This is a genomic window from Streptomyces sp. NPDC059679 (assembly GCF_042734105.1).
GTDB lineage: Bacteria > Actinomycetota > Actinomycetes > Streptomycetales > Streptomycetaceae > Streptomyces.
The window spans coordinates 113,448-133,002 of the sequence record NZ_JBHWES010000004.1 but is presented as its reverse complement, the minus strand read 5'-3'; the positions used below and the strand labels follow the sequence as shown (position 1 = coordinate 133,002).

General features: G+C 75.5%; 2 protein-coding genes (1 of these 2 running past the window's edge). Both read left to right on the top strand.

Translation table 11 applies throughout. The annotated features are described in order from the left end of the window. A protein-coding gene (locus ACFV2X_RS07295; RefSeq protein WP_385612568.1) for an amino acid adenylation domain-containing protein crosses the window boundary here: on the top strand, positions 1 to 10,571 show its 3' end. It extends 12,874 nt beyond the left edge of the window; the window shows 10,571 of its 23,445 coding nt (coding positions 12,875-23,445); the start codon falls outside the window, past its left edge; it ends in the stop codon at positions 10,569 to 10,571. Then, a complete protein-coding gene (locus ACFV2X_RS07290) occupies positions 10,568 to 19,555 on the top strand; it encodes an SDR family NAD(P)-dependent oxidoreductase (protein ID WP_385612567.1) in 8,988 nt (2,995 codons plus the stop codon). Before ACFV2X_RS07295 ends, ACFV2X_RS07290 begins: the two co-directional genes overlap by 4 nt.

The following is a 19,555-nucleotide window of genomic DNA, read 5'->3' as shown; positions in this document are numbered from 1 at the left end:
TGCTGGAGGACGCCGGCACCTCCCGGGCCGCGCTGTCCCGGGTCCGCACCGGGGTCTTCGTCGGCCTGATGTACGGCCACTACCAGCTGTACGGGGTCGACGAGGCGCTGCGCGGGGTCGGCACGGCCACCTCGTCCTCGTACGCCTCGGTGGCCAACCGGGTGTCGTACTTCTTCGACTTCGACGGGCCGAGCATCGCCCTGGACACCATGTGCTCGTCCTCGCTCACCGCCCTCCACCTCGCCTGCCAGGCGATCCGGGACGGGGACTGCGAGGCGGCGGTGGCCGGCGGCGTCAACGTCTCCAGCCACCCGGTGAAGTACCTCCAGCTCGCCAAGGGCGGCTTCCTGTCCAGCGACGGCAGGTGCCGCAGCTTCGGCGCGGGCGGCGACGGCTACGTGCCCGCCGAGGGGGTCGGCGCGGTGCTGCTCAAGCGCCGCTCGGCGGCCGAGGCGGACGGCGACCGCATCCTGGCCGTGATCAGGTCCACCGCGGTCAACCACGGCGGGGCCGGCAAGGGCTTCAGCGTGCCCAACCCCAGGGCCCAAGGGGTGCTGATCGGCCAGGCCCTGGACCGGGCCGGTCTCGCCCCCGCGGACCTGGACTACCTGGAGGCGCACGGTACCGGAACCTCGCTCGGCGACCCGGTCGAGATCACCGGGCTGCTGCGCGGCTTCCAGGGCCACGACCTGGACGGGGTGCGCATCCCGCTCGGCTCGGTGAAGTCGAACATCGGCCACGCCGAGTCGGCGGCGGGCATCGCGGCGCTCACCAAGGTGCTGCTCCAACTGCGCCACGGGGAACTGGTGCCCTCGCTGCACGCCGAACGGCTCAACCCCAACCTCGACCTGGACGCCACCCCGTTCCGGGTGCAGCGCGAGCTGACCGAGTGGACCCCGCGGGTCGACCCGGTCGGCCGGCCGCTGCCCCGCACCGCCGGGATCAGCGCGTTCGGGGCGGGCGGCAGCAACGCCCACGTGATCCTGGAGGAGTACGTGTCGTCCAGCCCGAGCCCCGAGGAAGCCCCGCTGCCCTATGTGTGCGTGCTCTCCGCCCGTGACGAGGAGCGGCTGGCCGAGCACACCGCGCGGACGGCCGAGTACCTGCGCGGCGAGGGGCGCCACGCGCGCCCCGCGGCGCTCGCCCGGACCCTGCAGACCCGCGAGCCGCTGGCGCGCCGGCTGGCCGTGGTCTTCGAGGACGTCGAGGACCTGGCTGGCGAACTCGAACGCCATCTGTCCGGCGGCTCGCCCCGGGTCCTGACCGGCACCGCCGCCCGCTCCGCCGCACCGCCCGCGAATCGTACGGCGCATGAGCTGGCCGCGGCGTGGGTGCGCGGCGCGAAGGTCGAGTGGGCAGGCGGCGGCCCGCGGATCCCGCTGCCCGGCTACCCGTTCTCCCGTGAGCGCTGCTGGCTGCCCGCCGCCGACGCGGTGCGCACGCCCCCGCCCGCCCGGGACCGCGACCTGCGGGGCGAGGTGCTGCTCTCGGCCGATACGCCGGTCATCGCCGGACACCGGGTGCAGGGCCGGTCCCTGCTGCCCGCGCTGGGCTACTTCGACCTCGTCGCGGGCGTCTTCCGCGACCACGGCCACCCTCTCGGAGAGCTGACGTTCCGTGACCTGACCGCGCTGCGACCGCTGGATGTGACGGACGGGCCGGTGACCGTGGAGATCCGGGGCACCGTCTCGGGGCCCGGCCGCTGGCAGGTCACCGTCGCCGACGGCGAGCCGTACGCCAGGGCCGAGGTCGAGCTGACCGGCGCGGCCCCCTTCGCGGACCGGCTGTCCCTGAGCCGGCCGCAGGGCGCCCCGCGGACGCTGGCCGAGATCTATCGGCGGGACGGAGACAACGGCCAGCAGTACAGCGGCGCGGCACGGGCCGAGGGCCTGTTGTGGACCGACCCGGAACAGCTGGTAGCCGAACTCACCGCGGCGCCCGGCGACCACCTGGTGCACCCGGCCCTGCTGCTCGGCGGCGCGGTCGCGGCCGGTTCCCTGCTGGACACCGGCGGCCAGGCGTTCCTGCCGCTGCACGTGGCCTCGTTCCGTACCACGGGCCCGCTGACCGGGAGTTCGACGGCCCGGGTGCGCCGCTCCTCGGTGGGTCGGCGCGGTGAACTCGTCCGGCTCTCCGTGGACTTCTTCGACGAGACCGGCCGGCAGGTGGCCGAGCTTTCCGGGCTGTCCAGCAAGGCCGTACGGACCGCCCCGGCCCCCGAGCCCGCCACCGCCCCGGCCGCCGAGCCCGCCACCGGGCCTGCCGCCGCGCCGGGACCCCGGCCCGGCGCGGCCGACGGAGTCCAGGACCGGCTGCGCCGGCTGGTGGCCCGTCACCTGGGCCGCGAGCCCGAGGCGATCCCGGTCGACGCCGGGTACTACGAGCTCGGGATCGACTCCGTGCAGGTGCTGGAACTGGCCGAAGAGCTGCACCGCGAGGTGGACCGGGAGCTGGACCCGACGCTCCTCTTCGAATACACCACCATCCGTGAGTTGGCCGCCCACCTCGCCGAGCGGTATCCGGACGTGTTCGTACCGCTCGACGCACCGGCACCGGCACCGGCACCGGCACCGGCACCGGCCGAGGGCCCCGCACCGGCCCGGCCCGGTCTGCCGAGCGGGCTGAGCCGGATCGAGGCGGCCACGCGCATCCCGCCCGCCCCCGCCCCGACCGGCCTCACCGCGGACGGACTCGACCGCCTCATCGCCGCCCGGGTACTGGCGCGGCTGCGCGAGTCCGGCGCGTTCGCCGAGGGCCGCGGCGAGTCGCTGACCGGGCTGGCCGACCGGCTGTCCGTCGTGGACAAGTACCGGCGCTGGCTGGAGGAGGCCGCCCGGCTGCTCGACGCCGCGGGCCTGGCCCGGCTGCGCGACGGCGTCCTGGAGCCGAGCGCCGGGCCGGCGGCCGGCGACCCCACGTGGGAGGAGGCGCGCGAGCGCTTCGCCGCCGACCCCTACTGGGACGCGCAGCTCTCCCTGGTGGGCGAGTGCGTGGACCGGCTGCCCGACATCCTTTCCGGCCGACTGCCCGCCACCGACGTGCTGTTCCCCGGCGGCTCGATGGCCAAGCTGACCGCGGTGTACCAGGGCAACCCGGTCGCGGACCGGCTCAACGAGGTGGTGGCCGAGGTGGCCGCGGCCGCGGTGCGCGACCGCTTGGCCGAAGACCCCTCCGCGACGGTCCGGTTGGCCGAGGTGGGCGCGGGCACCGGGGGCACGACCGCCGTGGCGCTGCCCCGGCTCGACGCACACGCCGAGCGGCTCGAGTACTGGTACACCGACCTCTCCCCGGCCTTCCTGGACCAGGCCGAGCGCCGCTTCGGGGCCGGACGTCCGTATCTGCGCTACGGCCGGTGGAACGTGGAGCAGCCGGACGCGGGCGAGCGGCTGACCGGCGGCGGCTGCGATGTGATCGTGGCGACCAACGTGCTGCACGCCACCCGGGACATCCGGCTGGTCCTGCGCAACCTGGCCGCCGCGCTGCGCCCGGGCGGGGTCCTGGTGATCAACGAGATCACCCGCAAGTCCGCGGCTCTGACGCTGACGTTCGGGCTGCTCGACGGCTGGTGGCTGTACGACGACGAGGAGGTCCGCACCCCCGGGGCGCCCATCCTCACCGGCGCCCGCTGGGAGGAGGTGCTGGGCGACAGCGGCTTCGGGGCGGTGTGGCGGCCCGTCGCGGCGCCGGACGCGTTCGGCGAGGTGTTCGCCGCGCAGCGGCCGGTCGAGGTCCCGGCGCCTGCCGGTACCCGGCTGCTGGCCCGGGAGTGGGAGCCGGCACGGGCCACTGACGGACGGCGCCCCACGGCGGTGGCAGTGCTCGGCGCAGGGCCCGCGGCCCGGCGGCTCGCCGAGGCCCTGCCTGACGCGACGCCGGTCGCCTCGGCGGCGGACCTGGACGACCGCTTCGACGCACTGGTCGACCTGGGCGGACTGGCACTGGACGCATGGCTGCCGGCCGTGCAGCGGATGGCCGGACGCGAGGCCCTGCTGCTGGGCGTGGGCTCGGGCGACGCCCGGTCCGGGCTCTACCGGATGCTGCAGAGCGAGTACGGCCGCGTCAGGTCCCGCTATCTGGAGGCGGATCCCGCCGATCCCGAGCTGCCGGGCCTGGTCGCCCGGGAGCTGGCCGACGCGGGCGAGGACGCCGAGGTCAGCTACCTCGACGGGGTGCGGCACCGGGCCCGCCTCGCCGAGCTGCCGGCCGGCACCGGCGCTCCGGTCCGCTTCCCGGCCGACGAGGCGCTGCTGATCACCGGCGGCACCCGGGGCATCGGCCAGGCGCTCGCCCGCCATGCCGTGGCTCAGTGGGGGGCCCGCACCCTGGTGCTCACCGGCCGCGAGCAGCTGCCCCCGCGTGAGGAGTGGCACCGCCACGGTCCGGACACGGTGCTGGGCCGCAAGCTGCGCGGGCTGCGGGAGCTGGAGCGGGACGGGGTTCGGCTCCGGGTGCTGTCGCTGCCCCTGGGCGAGGACCCGGCCGCCGTGCGCGAGGCGGTGGCCGGGGTCCGGCGTGAGCTGGGCCCGATCGGCGGGGTGCTGCACGCCGCCGGTCTGGTGGACCGGGAGAACCTGGCGTTCGTGGGCAAGCCGGTCGAGGCGGTGCGCGCGGTGCTGGCGCCGAAGACGGCCGGTCTGGACGCGCTGGTGGACGCGGTGGCGGCTGAACCGGTGCGGTTCTTCGTGCTGTTCTCGTCGGTCGCCTCGTCGGTCCCGGCCGCCGCGGTCGGCCAGAGCGACTACGCGATGGCCAACGCCCACCTGGACGCCGTGGCCAGGCGAAAGCCGCACGGGCTGCCCCTGGTGAGCGTGGCCTGGCCCAGCTGGCGGGACACCGGCATGGGCACCGAGCGGCCCGGCCCCGGCTATCTGGCCACCGGTCTCGGCGAACTCTCCGAGACCGAGGGGCTGCGGCTGCTCGACCACATCCTGTCCACCGGGGCCGGCCCGGTGGTGCTGCCCGCGATCGTCTCCTCGCACTGGACGCCGGAAGCCCTGCGGGTCCGCAGGCCGAAGGCCCCGGCCCGGCCCGCCGCCCCCGCGCCCCTCACCGGGCCGTCCGCCCACGGCGAGGTGGCCGGGACCGCCGTGCGGGAGGCCGAGTCCTGGCTGCTCGCCCTGCTGGCCGGGCAGTTGGGCTTCGACCGCGAGCGGCTCGCGGCCGATGTGCCCATCGCCGACTACGGAACCGACTCGATCATGATGGTGCAGCTCCTGCGGCAGGTCGGCGACCGACTGGGCGTCGAACTCGATCCGTCCGTGCTGGCGGAACAGCCCACGGTGGAGTCCTTCGTCGGCTGGCTGGCCGAAAGCCACGGCCAGGCCCTGGCAGCGGCCTTCGGCACGGAAGGAACGGAAGGGGAGGCGGCATCCGGGCGAGCCGCCGTACCGGCCCCAGTCCGTCCCGCCCGCGCCGCCGCCACCATGACCGTACCCACCGGGACTCCGGCAGCGGCCCAGGCAGCGGCTCGGCCGACGGCCGGGCGCACGGCCGGAGGTGAGTCCGCCGTCGCGATCGTCGGGATGTCCGGCCGCTTCCCCGGCGCCGGGGACCTGGACGCGTACTGGCGGCTGCTCAGCGAGGGCCGCTCCGCGATCGCCCCGGTGCCTGTCCGGCGCTGGGGACGGGCGACCGGGTATCGCGCGGGCCTGATCGACATCGACGGGTTCGACCCCGGCTACTTCCACCTCTCCGACAGCGACGCCGCCGCCATGGACCCACAGGCGCTGCTGCTGCTGGAGGAGACGCTGTTCGCGTTCGCCGACGCCGGATACGCCCCCGAGGAGCTCAAGGGGCGCGACATCGGCGTGTACGTGGGCGGCCGCACCCGGCACGACCCGGGCGAGCACGCCCTGGCCCGCAGCCGCAACCCGGTGGTCGCGATCGGCCAGAACTACCTGGCCGCCAACCTGTCCCACTACTTCGACCTGCGTGGTCCGAGCACCGTCGTGGACACCGCGTGCTCCTCGGCGCTGGTCGCGATGCACCAAGCCGTCCAGGCCATCCGGGCCGGTGACGCCGAGGCGGCCGTGGTGGCCGGGATCGGCCTGCTGCCGGACGAGAGCGGACACCGGCTGTTCGACCAGCGCGGGCTGCTGAACCAGGAGCCGGAGTTCCACGTCTTCGACCGGCGGGCCCGCGGTTTCACGCCCGCCGAGGGCGTCGGTGTGCTGCTGCTGAAGCCACTGGCCGCCGCCGAGGCGGACGGCGACCAGGTGCACGCCGTGATCAAGGCGGTGGCGGTCAACAACGACGGCCGCACCGCCGGACCGGCCACCCCGAACCCGGCAGCGCAGCAGCGGGTCATGGCCACCGCGCTGGCCCGCGCCGGGGTCGACGCCGACGACGTGACGTACATCGAGACCAACGCGGCCGGGTCGGCCGTCCCCGACCTGATCGAGCTGAAGGCGATCCAGGCCGTCTACCGAAACGGCTCCGGCACACCGTGCAGCCTGGGGTCGGTCAAACCGAACATCGGCCACCCACAGTGCGCGGAGGGCATCGCCGGGGTCATCAAGACCGTGCTGATGCTGCGCAACCGCCGGATCGTGCCGTTCCTGAGCGGTCAGCACCCGCTGGACCACTTCGACATGGGCGCCACACCGCTCAGGTTCGAGCGCGAGCTCATCCCGTGGCCGGACGCGTCGGACGCGCCGCCGGTCGCCGCCGTGTCCAGCTTCGCGGACGGCGGCACCAACGCCCATGCCATCCTGGCCGGTTGGAGTGGCAGCGGCGCCACCCGGCGGCCGCTGGAGCGCCCCCGGCTCACGCGGCGTCGGCTGCCCGCGCCGCGCGCCGAGCGGTTCGCGATCGTCGGCATGGCCGGGCACTACCCCGGCGCGCCGGACCTGGCGGCCTTCTGGGACAACCTCAAAGCGGGCCGGGACAGCGTCGGTGAGGTGCCCGCCGAACGCTGGCGTACGCCGGACGGCGAGCGCGTGTCCCGCTCGGGTGGGTTCCTCGACGACGTCGACCGGTTCGACGCCGACTTCTTCCGGATCTCCCGTCCCGAAGCGGAGATCACCGACCCGCAGGAGCGGTGGTTCCTGCGGACCTGCTGGGAGGCCATCGAGGACGCCGGATACACCCCGGCCACCCTCGCCGCCGCCACCGGGCCCGACCGGCGCCGCGCGGTCGGCGTGTTCGCCGGAGCGATGCACAAGGACTACACCCTGGTGGCAGCGGAGGCGCCGCACCCGGTCCCGCTGAGCCTCAACCAGGGGCAGATCGCCAACCGGGTCTCCTTCGTCTGCGACTTCCACGGCCCGAGCATGACCGTGGACACGCTCTGCTCCTCCTCGCTGACCGCGCTCCACCTCGCGGTGGAGAGCCTGCGCCGCGGAGAGTGCGAGGTCGCGGTCGCGGGCGGGGTCAACCTCTCGCTGCACCCCGGGAAGTACCGGACCTACGGCATGGTCGGCATGCACTCCTCGGACGGCCGCTGCCGCTCCTTCGGGGAGGGCGGGGACGGCTATGTGTCGGCGGAGGGCGTCGGCGCGGTGGTGGTCAAGCCACTGGCCGCCGCCGAGGCCGACGGCGACCACATCTACGCCGTCATCGCCGCCACCGCCGTGGGCCACGTCGGCGCCGCCAGCGGATTCAGCGTGCCGAGCCCGGTCGGCCAGGCCGCCGTGATCTCCACCGCGCTGGCGGCGGCGGACATCGACGCACGCTCGATCGGCTATGTCGAGGCGCACGGTACCGGCACCTCGCTCGGCGACCCGATCGAGGTGCGGGGGCTGACCGCCGCCTTCGCCAGGGACACCTCGGACACCGGGTTCTGCGCGCTGGGCTCGGTGAAGTCCAACATCGGACACGCCGAGTCCGCCGCCGGGATCGCGGGCCTGACCAAGGCGGTGCTGCAACTGCACCACCGCACGCTGGTGCCCTCGCTGCACGCGGACCCCGTGAACCCGCTGCTGAAGCTGGCCGACACGCCGTTCCGGCTGCAGCGCGAGACCGGCGACTGGCCCGCGCCGCCCGAGGGACCGCGGCGCGCCGGCCTGAGCTCCTTCGGAGCCACCGGGGCCAACGCGCACATCGTGCTGGAGGAATACCTGCCCGCCGAGCCCGCTGGGGCTGGAGAAGCCGCCGAAGGCCCGGTGGTGGTGCCGCTGTCGGCCCGCACCGAGGACCGGCTGCGGGAGCTGGCCGCGCGCCTGCGGGACGCCCTGACCGCAGGTACCCCCGGGCGGTCGCTGCGCGATATCGCCTACACCCTCCAGGTCGGCCGGGTCGAATGGCCCGTACGGGCCGCCTTCGTGGCGCGCGACCTCACTGAGCTTGCCGGGCAGCTGGGCGAGTTCGCCGCCGCAGGCGTCCGTCCCGCGCTGCCGGGCACGGAGCTCGGCGGGACGGCCCGGCGCTGGGCCGAGGGCGGGGCGGTGGACTGGGCGGCGCTGTACGGGGCGGGCCGGCCGCGCCGTACGAGCCTGCCGACGTATCCGTTCGCGGGCGAGCGGCACTGGATCCCGGCCGAGGGCGAGGACACCGAGGGCCGCCGGCCGACCGCGCCGGGCGCCACGCCCGTGGCCGCGCCGGGCGCCACGCCTGTGGCCGCGCCGGGCGCCACACCTGCCGCGTCGGGTGCCACGGCCCCGGCCACCCACGCCGGCGCCCCGGGCGTTACGGCCCAGGCTGCCGCGAGCGCGACGCCCGTCCCGATGCCCGTCCCCGTCCCCGTCCCCGTCCCCGTGCCCGTCCCCGTGGCCGTCACCGACCCCGCCCCCGTGGTCCCGCCGCAGGGACTGCTGACCGCGCCGCGTTGGGTCGAGTCGGCGGCCCCCGCACCGGCCGCCGGGCGTGCACCGCGCGCGGTGCTGATCGTCGCGGAGGAGACGGGCACCCCGCTGGCGCTGGCCCTGGCCGAGCACTACCGGAGCGGCGACGTCGCCCCCGAGGTGGCCGAGTGCGCGCTCGGCGGGCCGCTGCCCCTGGACGGCCCGGCGCCCGACCGTGTGCACATCGTGGTCGGCGCGGGCCCGGTCGGCCGGGATGCCGCCGCCGAGCATGAACTCGCCGTGCTCCGGCTGGTCAAGGCCCTGAGCAGACTCGGGGCCGACCGGTCGACGCCGATGGACCTGAGCGTCGTCACCCAGGAGACCCAGTCGGTCGCCGGGGAGCCCAACGGGGCGCGCGGCGCGGGCCTGGCCGGTCTCGTCTACTTCCTGGCCCGCGACTCCCGGCGGTTCGCGGTCCGCAACCTGGACGTGGCGGGCGCCGACCTGACCACTCCCGCCGCCCGGGCGGAGGTGGCCGCGGCGGTCGCCGCCGAACCCCCGGCCCCCGGCGGCGACCTGATCGCGCTGCGCGGCGGGCGCCGGTACCGGCAGGAGGTCCGCCCGGTCGACCCGGCCGAGGCGGCGGACGCCGGGCTGCCGGGGATACGCCCGGGCGGCAAGTACGTGGTGGTCGGCGGCAGCGGCTTCGTCGGCCGGATCGTCAGCCGCCATCTGATCGAACGCCACGGCGCCCAGGTGGTCTGCGTCGGGCGCAGGCCACAGAGCGACCCGGCGGTGCGCGAGGCACTGGCGGACGAGCGGATCGGCTACGTACAGGCCGATGTCACCGACCCGCGGCAGGCGCGGCGGGCGATCGCCGCGGCGAAGGCCACGCTCGGCGGGCTCCACGGTGTGCTGTTCGCCGGCGCCACCCGGATCACCGAGGGCCCGGGCGACCTGACCGCGCTCGGCGAGGCGGAGTTCCGCGAGCACTTCGACGTCAAGGCCGGGGGCAGCCGCCATGTGTACGAGGCCGTGGCCGAGGAGCCGCTGGACTTCCTGTGCTACTTCTCCTCCGCCCAGGCCTTCGCCTTCGGCGGGGCCGGCACCCACGCCGCGTACGCGGCCGGGATCACCTTCGCCGACGCGTTCGCCCGAGCCGTCGGCCGGACCTCCGCGTTCCCGGTCGGCATCGTCAACTGGGGCGCCTGGCGCGCCTCGTTCGGCGAGGCGGCGCGGGACTACCCGACACTGGGCTTCCTGGACGACGACGAGGGCGCCGCCTGCTTCGACACCGCCGTACGCCTGCTGCGCGGGGGGCGGCACCGCCAGGTCGTCGCCATGCGGGCCCCGGCGGTCCGCGCGGCCCCGACCACCCCTGCCGCCCTGCACGCCGGCGCCGCCGGCGCCGCCCATCCGGACGGCGGTGGCGGTGGCGAGCGGCGCCGGGATATCCGGCGGCTGCTGATCGAACGGCTCGCCAGGACGCTGCGGGTGCCGGCCGGAGACCTGTCGCCTTCGGTGGCCTTCTCCGATCTGGGTGTCGACTCGATCACCGGCTCGACGTTCGTCACACAGATCGCCGAGGAACTGGACGTGGAGCTGAACGCGGCGGCCCTGTACGAGTACTCGACCGTGGAGCGGCTGGCCGACCACCTGATCGAGCTGATCGGTACGGACGAGCCGCCGGCCGACGGGACGGCGGGGCCGGCGGCCGACGGCACCGGCGATACGGCGCCGCCGGACGAACTGATCGCGATGTTGGAGGCACGTTTCGCGGCCGGTGAGCTCTCCGCCGCGGAGGTGCTGGACCTGCTCGACACCGAGTTGGCCACGAGGGAGCGACGATGAGCACCGCAGAGTTCCGGGACATCCTCGACCGGTACGCCAGGGGAACTGTCGGCGCGGAGCAGGCGCGCGACCTGCTGGCAGCTCGGCGCCCGGCGCAGGCCCCGGGCCGACCCACGGCCCCGGTGCCGTCCGGGCAGGACGCGACCACCGGGCCGGCCGGCCGCCCTGAGACACTGGACATCGCGGTGGTCGGCATGTCCGGGCAGTTCCCGGGGGCGGTGGACGTCCGCGAGTTCTGGCGCAACCTCGCCGAGGGCCGCGTCGGGTACGGCGAGCTGCCCGACCACTACCTCGCCCCGGAGGAGCGGAACGCGTACAGCTGGGGCGGGGCGCTCGCCGAGCGCGACAGCTTCGACCCCGAGTTCTTCGGCATCCGCCCGTACGAGGCGGATCTGATGAGCCACCACCAGCGGCTGCTGCTTCAGGAGAGCTGGCACGCGCTGGAGGACGCCGCGCTCGACCCGAGGGCCCTGGCCGGTTCGCGCACCGGGCTGTTCGTCGGCGCCGAGCCCACCAGCTATCCGCACGAGTCGTTCACCGGCGCCTCCGACGCCCTGGTGGCGTCCCGGCTGTCGTACTTCCTCGATCTGCGCGGGGCCGCGCTGGTGGTCAACACCGCCTGCTCGTCGGCGCTTGCCGCCCTGCACGTGGCCTGCCAGAGCCTGCGGTCGGGCGAGTCGTCCCTGGCGCTGGTCGGCGGCGCGAACGCCGGTCTCGACGGGCGCGGTCTCGATCTGCTGCTGCAGAGCGGCGCGATGTCGCCCACCGGCCAGTGCCGCACCTTCGACGCCGACGCGGACGGCACCGTCTACTCCGAGGCCGTGGCCGTCGTGGTGCTCAAGCGGCTGGCCGACGCGGTGGCCGACGGCGACCACGTCTACGGCGTCGTCCGGGCGACCGGAATGAACCAGGACGGCGCCAGCAACGGCATCACCGCGCCGAACGGGGCGGCCCAGGAAGAGCTGATCCTCGACGTCTACCGGCGCTTCGGCATTCCGGCCGAGCGGGTCGGATACGTCGAGGCCCACGGCACCGCGACCCCGCTCGGCGACCCCGTGGAGGCCAACGCGCTGGTGCGGGCGTTCCGGCGGCTGACCGGCGAGCGGGCGTTCTGCGCGGTCGGCAGCGCGAAGTCCCACATCGGCCACACGGGCGCCACCTCGGGGCTGGTCGGGCTGATCAAGGTGCTGCTGTCCATGCGGTACGGGCGGCTGGTCGGCATGCCGACCCTGCGCCGGCTCAACCCGCTGATCGACCTGAAGGACTCGGCCTTCGTCCTGGACGACGTGGCGCGGCCCTGGCAGAGCGTTTCCGGCGCCCCGCTGATGGCCGCGGTGAACGCCTTCGGACACAGCGGAACCAATGTGCACGCGGTGGTCGAGGAGTATCCGCCGACCGCCGCCGAGGCGCCCGGGGCGGCCCGTATGGACGACGGCAGGCCGCGGATCGTGCCGCTGTCGGCGCGCGACCCCGAGCGGCTGCGCGCGTACGCCGGGGAGCTGGCGGAGTTCCTGGACCCGGCGGAAGAGGCCGACGTACCCTCGCCCACCGCCGCGCCCGCGGTGGTGCCCGCGCAGGTGTGTGCGGTGGTGGCGGACGTGCTGGGCGTTGCGGCTGACGAGATCGACCCGGACGAGCGGCTGGATTCCTACGGGGTGCAGCCGGGGCAGTTCGCCCGGATCGGCGAGGCGCTGGACGCCCGGTTCGGGGTGCGGCTGGACGCCGACGTCCCGCACGAGGGCCGGACGGCCGGGGAACTGGCCCGGCTGATCTCCGAGGCGGGCGGGGCGCTCCAAGGGAGCGGCACCGAGGACCGCGCCGCCGGCGCCGGCGGCCGACCGCTGCTGGCCGATGTGGCCCGCACCTTCCAGCTCGGCCGTACGGAGCTGGCGGCGCGCGCCGCGTTCGTCGTACGCGACCTGACCGAACTGGCTGCCGGGCTGCGGGCCGTGGCGGCGGGGGAGGAGCTTCCCCAGAACTGCCTGCTGGGGCGGGCGGACGACGGCGGCGAGGTGGTCCGGCTCTTCGACGACGACGATGATCTGCGGGAGGCCGTGGGCCGGTGGCTGGACCGGGGCAAGCTCGCCCAGGCCGCCGAGCTGTGGGTGCGCGGCGGGCCGATCGACTGGCGCCGGGCGCGGCAGGACGGGGCGGGGCGCCGGGTGCCGCTGCCCGGCTACCCGTTCGCCAGGAACCGGCACGGCAAGCTGTTCACCCAGGCGGCGGTGCGGCCCGTCGCGCAACCGGCCGCCGAGCCCGCCCCGGCGCCGCGGACCGAGCCCGTTGCCGAGCCGCTGGCCGGAGCCGTCGCCGAGGCTGAGGCCGGGGCCGAGCCGTACGCCCCCGAGCGGCTGGAGGCTGCCGTCGAGGAGCGGCTCGCGCTGCTGGCCGCGGAGATGATCGGCGCGTCGGCGGCCGACCTCGACATCAAGGACCACCTGGACCGCTACGGAATCGACTCCATCACGCGGACCAGGATGAACCACGCACTGAGCGAGGCGTTCCCGGCGGCCTCCCGGACGCTGTTCTTCGACTTCGCGAAGGTCGAGGGCGTCGCCGAGCACCTGGCCGAGCAGTTCCCGGACGAGTGCCGGGCGTACATCGGGGGGAGTCCCGCGGCCGAGCCCGCCCCGGTCGCCGCACCGGCCCCGGCCGCCGTACCCGCCCCCGTACCCGCCGCTCCCGCCCCCGTACCCGCCCCGGCCGCCGAGCTCACCCCGCGGGAGGGCCAGGACCGCGAGGAGGACGAGGGCGACGAGAACGACGCGGCGGCGGACGCCGTCGCGATCATCGGGATGAGCGGCCGCTTCCCGGGCGCCCCCGACCTTGACCGGTACTGGTCGCTGCTCATGGACGGCCGGTCGGTCGTCACCGAGATCCCGCCGCGCCGCTGGGACTGGCGGGAGCACTACGACCCCCGCCCCGAGGGCGCGGACGTGGTGCGCAAGAGCCACTCCAAGTGGGGCGCCTTCCTCGACGGGTTCGACGAGTTCGATCCGTCGCTGTTCAAGTTCACCGATGATGAGGCACGCAACACCGACCCGCAGGTGCGGCTGTTCCTCCAGGAGTGCTGGAAGGCGCTGGAGGACGCGGGCTGCGCCCCGTCGAAGCTGCCCGCCCCGGTGCGCCGGCGCATCGGGGTCTTCGCGGGCGGCGCGAAGCACGGTTTCACCCGGCTCGGTGCGGAGGGGCGGCTGGAGATGCCGCGCACTTCCTTCGGCGACATGGTGAACCGGGTCTCCTTCCAGTTCGACCTCGGCGGACCGAGCAAGGCCGTGGACACCGCCTGCTCCTCCGCACTGGTGGCGCTGCACGAGGCGGTGCAGAGCCTGCGCGCCGGCCAGTGCGAACTGGCCCTCGCCGGAGCGGTGAACCTCTATCTGCACCCCTCGACGTATGCCGAGCTGGGCACCGTGGGGCTGCTGTCCGACCGTTCGGAGTGCGGGTCGTTCGGCGCGGAGGCCAATGGGATCGTCCCGGGCGAGGGCGTCGCGGCGGTGTTGCTCAAGCCGCTGCGGCAGGCCCTGCGCGACGGCGACCCGATACGGGCCGTCATTCGCGGCACGGCCGTCAACCACAACGGGCGGACCATCGGGTTCACCAGCCCCAGCGCGCAGCGACAGGCCGATGTGATCCGTGAGGCGCTGCGCGACGGCGGTGTGGACCCGCGGACGGTCGGCTATGTGGAGGCCCATGCCAACGGCTCGGAGATCGGTGACGCGGTCGAGATGACGGCCCTCACCCAGGCCTTCGACGAGCGGCCGGGCGCGAGCGGGCGGTTCGGCGTGGGGTCGGTCAAGCCCAACATCGGCCACGGCGAGGCATCCGCGGGCATGGCGCAGCTGTTCAAGGTCGTCCTGGCCCTGCGGCACCGCACCCTGCCGCCGACCCGGCTGCCGGAGGAGTTCAACCCCGCCATCGACTTCGACAGGCTCCCGTTCGAGCTCTCCGGCAGCGCCGTGCCCTGGGAGCCGGTGGTCGTGGACGGCACCCCGGCGCCGCGCCGGGCGGGCATCACCTCGATCGGCGGGGGCGGGACGAACGCCCATGTCGTCCTCGAGGAGGCGCCCGAGCCCGCGCAGCCGCTGCCGACCGTACGCGGTCCCGTGGTGTTCACGCTGTCGGCGCACACCGAGGAGCGGCTGAGCGCCTACGTCGACCATTGGATCGACTTCCTGCGCGGCGGCCCCCGGACCGATCTCGCGGGGATCGCCTACACCCTCCAGGTCGGCCGGGCGGATCTGACGCACCGGCTGGCGGTGGTCGCCAAGGGCGCCGAGGACCTGCTGGGGCAGCTCACCCGCTGGCGCCGTGGCCGCCCGGGCGGCGCGCTGGTCACGGCCACCGCCGGCCGGGTGGCGCGCGCGGACATGGACGGGGCGCTGCGCGAGCGCGACCTGGGCCGGGTGGCGGAGCTGTGGGCGCGCGGGGCGACGGTCGACTGGAGCGAGCTGTACGGCGACGACGTACCCCGCCGGGTGCCGGGGCTGCCGACCTACCCGTTCGAGCACCAGGTCTGCTGGGTGGACGAGTCCGCCCGGGCTCCGCTTCCGGCCGCCACGGCCGTCGGCGCCCCGGCCGGGCCCGCCCCGGCGACGGGGCCCCCGGCCACCACGACCCCGCTCCCGGCCGACCCGGCCGCGCAGGCGCCGGATGGCCATCCACTGCTGACGTCGGCCGTGCCGCTCGCCGATGGTGGGGTGGTGTTCAGCGGCGAGGTGTCCCTCGCCTCCCACCCCTGGGTCGCCGACCACGCGGTGTCCGGCACGGTGCTGTTCCCGGGCACGGCCTTTGTCGAGATGGCGCTGCACGCGGGGCGAGACGTGGGCTGTGACCGGCTGGAAGAGCTGACCCTCCAGGCCCCGCTGATCCTGTCGGAGCGGAGCGCCGTACGGCTGCAGGTGGCCGTCGGGGCGCCCGACAGCGGTAACGGCCGTCCGGTGGAGGTGTATTCGCAGGCCGGGGCGGAGCAGCCGTGGACGCGGCACGCCGCCGGGCTGCTCGGCTCCGGGGCGCTGGAGGACGGGCCGGAACTGACCGCGTGGCCGCCGGCCGGCGCGGAGGCGGTGCCGGTGGACGACTACTACCGGGTGATGGCCGACGCCGGATACGCGTACGGCCCGGCGTTCTGCGGGCTGCGCGCGGTCTGGAAGCGTGGCGACGAGGTGTTCGCCGAGGCCACGATCGACGACGCGCCGGACGCCGCCCGCTACGGTCTGCACCCCGCCCTGCTGGACTCGGCCCTGCACGCGATGGGCTTCGGCGGCTTCGTACGCGATGGCGGCGGGCTGCTGCCGTTCTCCTGGTCCGGGATGCGGCTGTTCGGGCGGGGGGCCGCAGCGGTGCGGGTGCGGCTCACGGGGGCCGGCACCGACGCGGTGTCGGCCGAGGTCGCCGACGCCACGGGGCGGCCGGTGGCCGCGCTGGACTCGCTGGTGCTGCGGCCGGTCTCCGGCGAACGGCCGGTGTCCGGCGTACGGCCGGTGTCGGGCGAGCAGTCGGTGTCCGGCGTACGGCCGGGCGCGGCTACCGCAGGCGCCGCCACCGCTGCCGCCGCCACCGCCGCCGCCACCACTGGGACGGCCGCGCTGCCGGACTCGCTCTTCCGCCTCGACTGGACGGCGCTTTTGGCGGAAACCGTCGGGGCCGGGCGGGACACGGCGCGTTGGTCCCTGCCGGGCCCGGACGACCTGGGGCTGGGCGCCGCCCTGCGCCGCGCGGGCGCCACGGTGTCCGACGACGGGGGCGAGGTGGCGCTGGTGTCGCTGGCCACCGCGTCACGGGCCACCGAGGAGCAGCCCGCGGAGCTCGCCGCCGGGATCCGGGCCGCCACCGCGCGCGCCCTCGGCCTGGTGCAGGGCCGGCTCGCGGACGAGGAGCGGGCCGCGGCGCGGCTGGTGGTGGTGACCCGCGGAGCGGTGGCCGTCCGCGTCGGCGAGGACATCACGGACCTGGTGCACGCCCCGGTCTGGGGTCTGCTGCGTACGGCACAGGCGGAGAACCCGGACCGGCTGCTGCTGGTCGACCTGGACGGTGACGAGGCGTCGGTGGCCGCGCTGCCGGGGGCGGTGGCGGCCGCGGTGGCGGCCGGCGAGTCGCAGCTCGCGCTGCGCGGGGGAGCGGCGCTGGTGCCCCGGCTGGCCCCGGTCGGCTCCGACGGCACGCTGGTGCCGCCCCCGGGCGGCGGCGCGTGGCGGCTGGACACCACGGGCGCGGGCACCCTGGAGAACCTGGCGCTGTTGCCCTGGCCCGCCGCCGACGCGCCGCTGATCCCGGGGCAGGTGCGGATCGAGGTGCGCGCGGCCGGGCTGAACTTCCGCGATGTGCTGGGCGCGCTCGGCATGTACCCGGGGGAGCTGACGCTCGGCGCGGAGGGCGCCGGCCTGGTCCTCGAGGTCGGCCCCGGGGTGACCGGACTGGCGGTCGGGGACCGGGTGATGGGGGTGTTCCCGAGCGGCCTGGGCCCGGTCTGCGTGGCCGACGCCCACACGATGGCCCAGATGCCCGCCGGGTGGTCCTTCGAGGAGGCCGCGACGGTCCCGGTCGCCTTCGTCACCGCGTACTACGGCCTGTTCGACATGGGCGCACTGAGCGCCGGTGAGTCGGTGCTGGTCCACGCCGCCGCGGGCGGGGTGGGCATGGCCGCCGTACAACTGGCCCGGCACGTGGGCGCGGAGGTGTTCGCCACCGCGAGCGAGGGCAAGTGGGACACCGTACGGGCGCTGGGAGTGCCCGACGACCACCTCGCCTCCTCCCGTGACCTGGGCTTCGAGGCCGAGTTCCGGGCCGTCACCGAGGGCCGCGGGGTGGATGTCGTACTGGACTCGCTCGCGCGCGAGTTCGTCGACGCCTCGCTGCGGCTGCTGCCGCGCGGCGGCCGGTTCGTGGAGATGGGCAAGACCGACATCCGCGACGCCCAGCAGATCGCCACCCGCCACTTCGGGGTCCGCTACCGGGCGTTCGACGTGGTCGACGCCGGGCCACAGCGGATCGGGGAGATCCTGGCCGAGATCGTGGACCTGTTCGAGCGGGGAGTGCTGGAGCTGCTGCCCAGGATCACCTGGGATCTGCGGCGCGCCCCGGAGGCCTTCCGGTTCATGAGCCAGGCGCGGCACGTCGGCAAGATCGTGCTGACCGTGCCCCGGCGCCCCGACCCGTCGCACACGGTGCTGATCACTGGTGGCACCGGCACCCTGGGCGGAATGCTCGCCAGGCACCTGGTGGCCGAACACGGCGCCCGGCACCTGGTCCTCCTCAGCCGGCGCGGCCCCGATGCCCCCGGCGCGGCCGAGCTGACCGCGGAACTCACCGCGGACGGCGCCCGGGTCACGGTGGTGGCCTGCGACGCGGCCGACCGCGACCGGCTGGCCGAGGTGCTCGGCGCCATCCCGGCCGAGCATCCGCTCGGCACCGTCATCCACACCGCGGGCGCGCTCGACGACGGGGTGTTCGACGCGCTGACCCCCGACCGGCTGGCACACGTGCTGCGGCCGAAGGCCGAGGGCGCGCTGAATCTGCACGAGCTCACCCGCGGCACGGATCTGACCCAGTTCGTGTTCTTCTCCGGGGCCGCCGGGGTGCTTGGCAACCCCGGCCAGGCCAACTACGCCGCTGCCAGCTCCTTCCTGGACGCGCTCGCCCACCACCGCAGGGCGCGGGGGCTGCCGGGCGTTTCCATGGCGTACGGCTACTGGGAGCAGGCGACCGGCCTCACCAAGCACCTCACCGAGGGCGACACGGGCCGGATGACCCGGGGCGGTCTGCTGGGGCTCTCCTCCGAGCAGGGGCTCGCGCTGTTCGACGTGGCCCGCGGCGCCGACGAGGCGCTGCAGGTGCCGATGCGCATCGACCTGGCCGCGCTGCGGAGCCAGGCCGAGTCCGGCACCGGCCACCCCATGCACCGGGCGCTGGTGCGGACCGCGCCGCGGTCGGCGGCCGCCGCGCCGGACACCGGCGGGCTGGACGGCCTCGCCGACCTTCCCGACGACGGACAGCAGGCGCGGGTCATGGAGGTGGTACGGCGCGAGGTGGCGGCCGTGCTGGTGGTCGATCCCGACGACGTCGGGTCCGACACCGGGTTCGTCGAGCTCGGCCTGGACTCGCTCACCGCGGTGGAGCTCCGCAACCGGCTGGGCCGGGCCACCGGGCTGCGGCTGCCGGTCACCCTGGTCTTCGACCACCCGTCGCCCGGCGCGCTCGCCGGGTACCTGCGGCAGCGGCTCGCCACGGCCGCCCGTAAGGGCGGCAGGCCCTCGCCCCCGGCGCCCGCACCTGCTGCGGCACCCGCACCGACACCGGCCCCGGCGGTGGCGACATCCCCGGCCCCCGGCCAGGAGGAGATCCGCCGGCTGCTGCTGGACGGCCAGGGCCTGGACCGGCTCGGCGCCGTGCTGGAGTTCGGCTGCCGTGGCGCGGGTGGCGCCGTCGGCCTCGCGGAGGCCCACCCGGCCCTGGTGGTCCACGGCGTGACCGGCGACAAGGAGCTGGCCGACCGCGCGGACCGGGAGATCCGGGAGCGCGGCCTGCGGGAGAGGGCCGCGTTGTTCCACGCGGACCCCGCCGAACCCTTCCCCGGCCACTACGACCTGGCGTTCGGCGTCGGCGCCTGCTTCCGGGCCGAGGACAAGCAGGCGCTGTTCGCGAACCTGGACGCCGCCGTCGTGGACGGCGGCCAGGTCCTGCTGGCGGACTTCCTGTGCACCCTGAGCGGCGACCTGGTCGACCCCGGGCTCGGAATCAGCGTCCCCACCGCGCGCACCTGGGCCGAGGTTTTCGCCCGGAACCGGCTCGTGGTCGATGGACTCATCCCGCACGACACCGTGGCGCCCGACCCCGACCTGGCCGAGCCGCTGCGCCGGGGCTGGATACGGCACCACCTCTTCCGGCTGCGCAAGGTGACCGCCTCGACCGAGGAGGAACGGCTCCAGCTCAACCGGGCACACCTGGCCGAGACCACCGGGCGTCCGCGCGCCGCGGCGAGCTGA

What these genes read in the sequence shown, in the direction of transcription:
- ACFV2X_RS07290 (WP_385612567.1), top strand. Translation starts at nt 10,568, where the DNA reads ATGAGCACCGCAGAGTTCCGGGACATCCTCGACCGGTACGCCAGGGGA.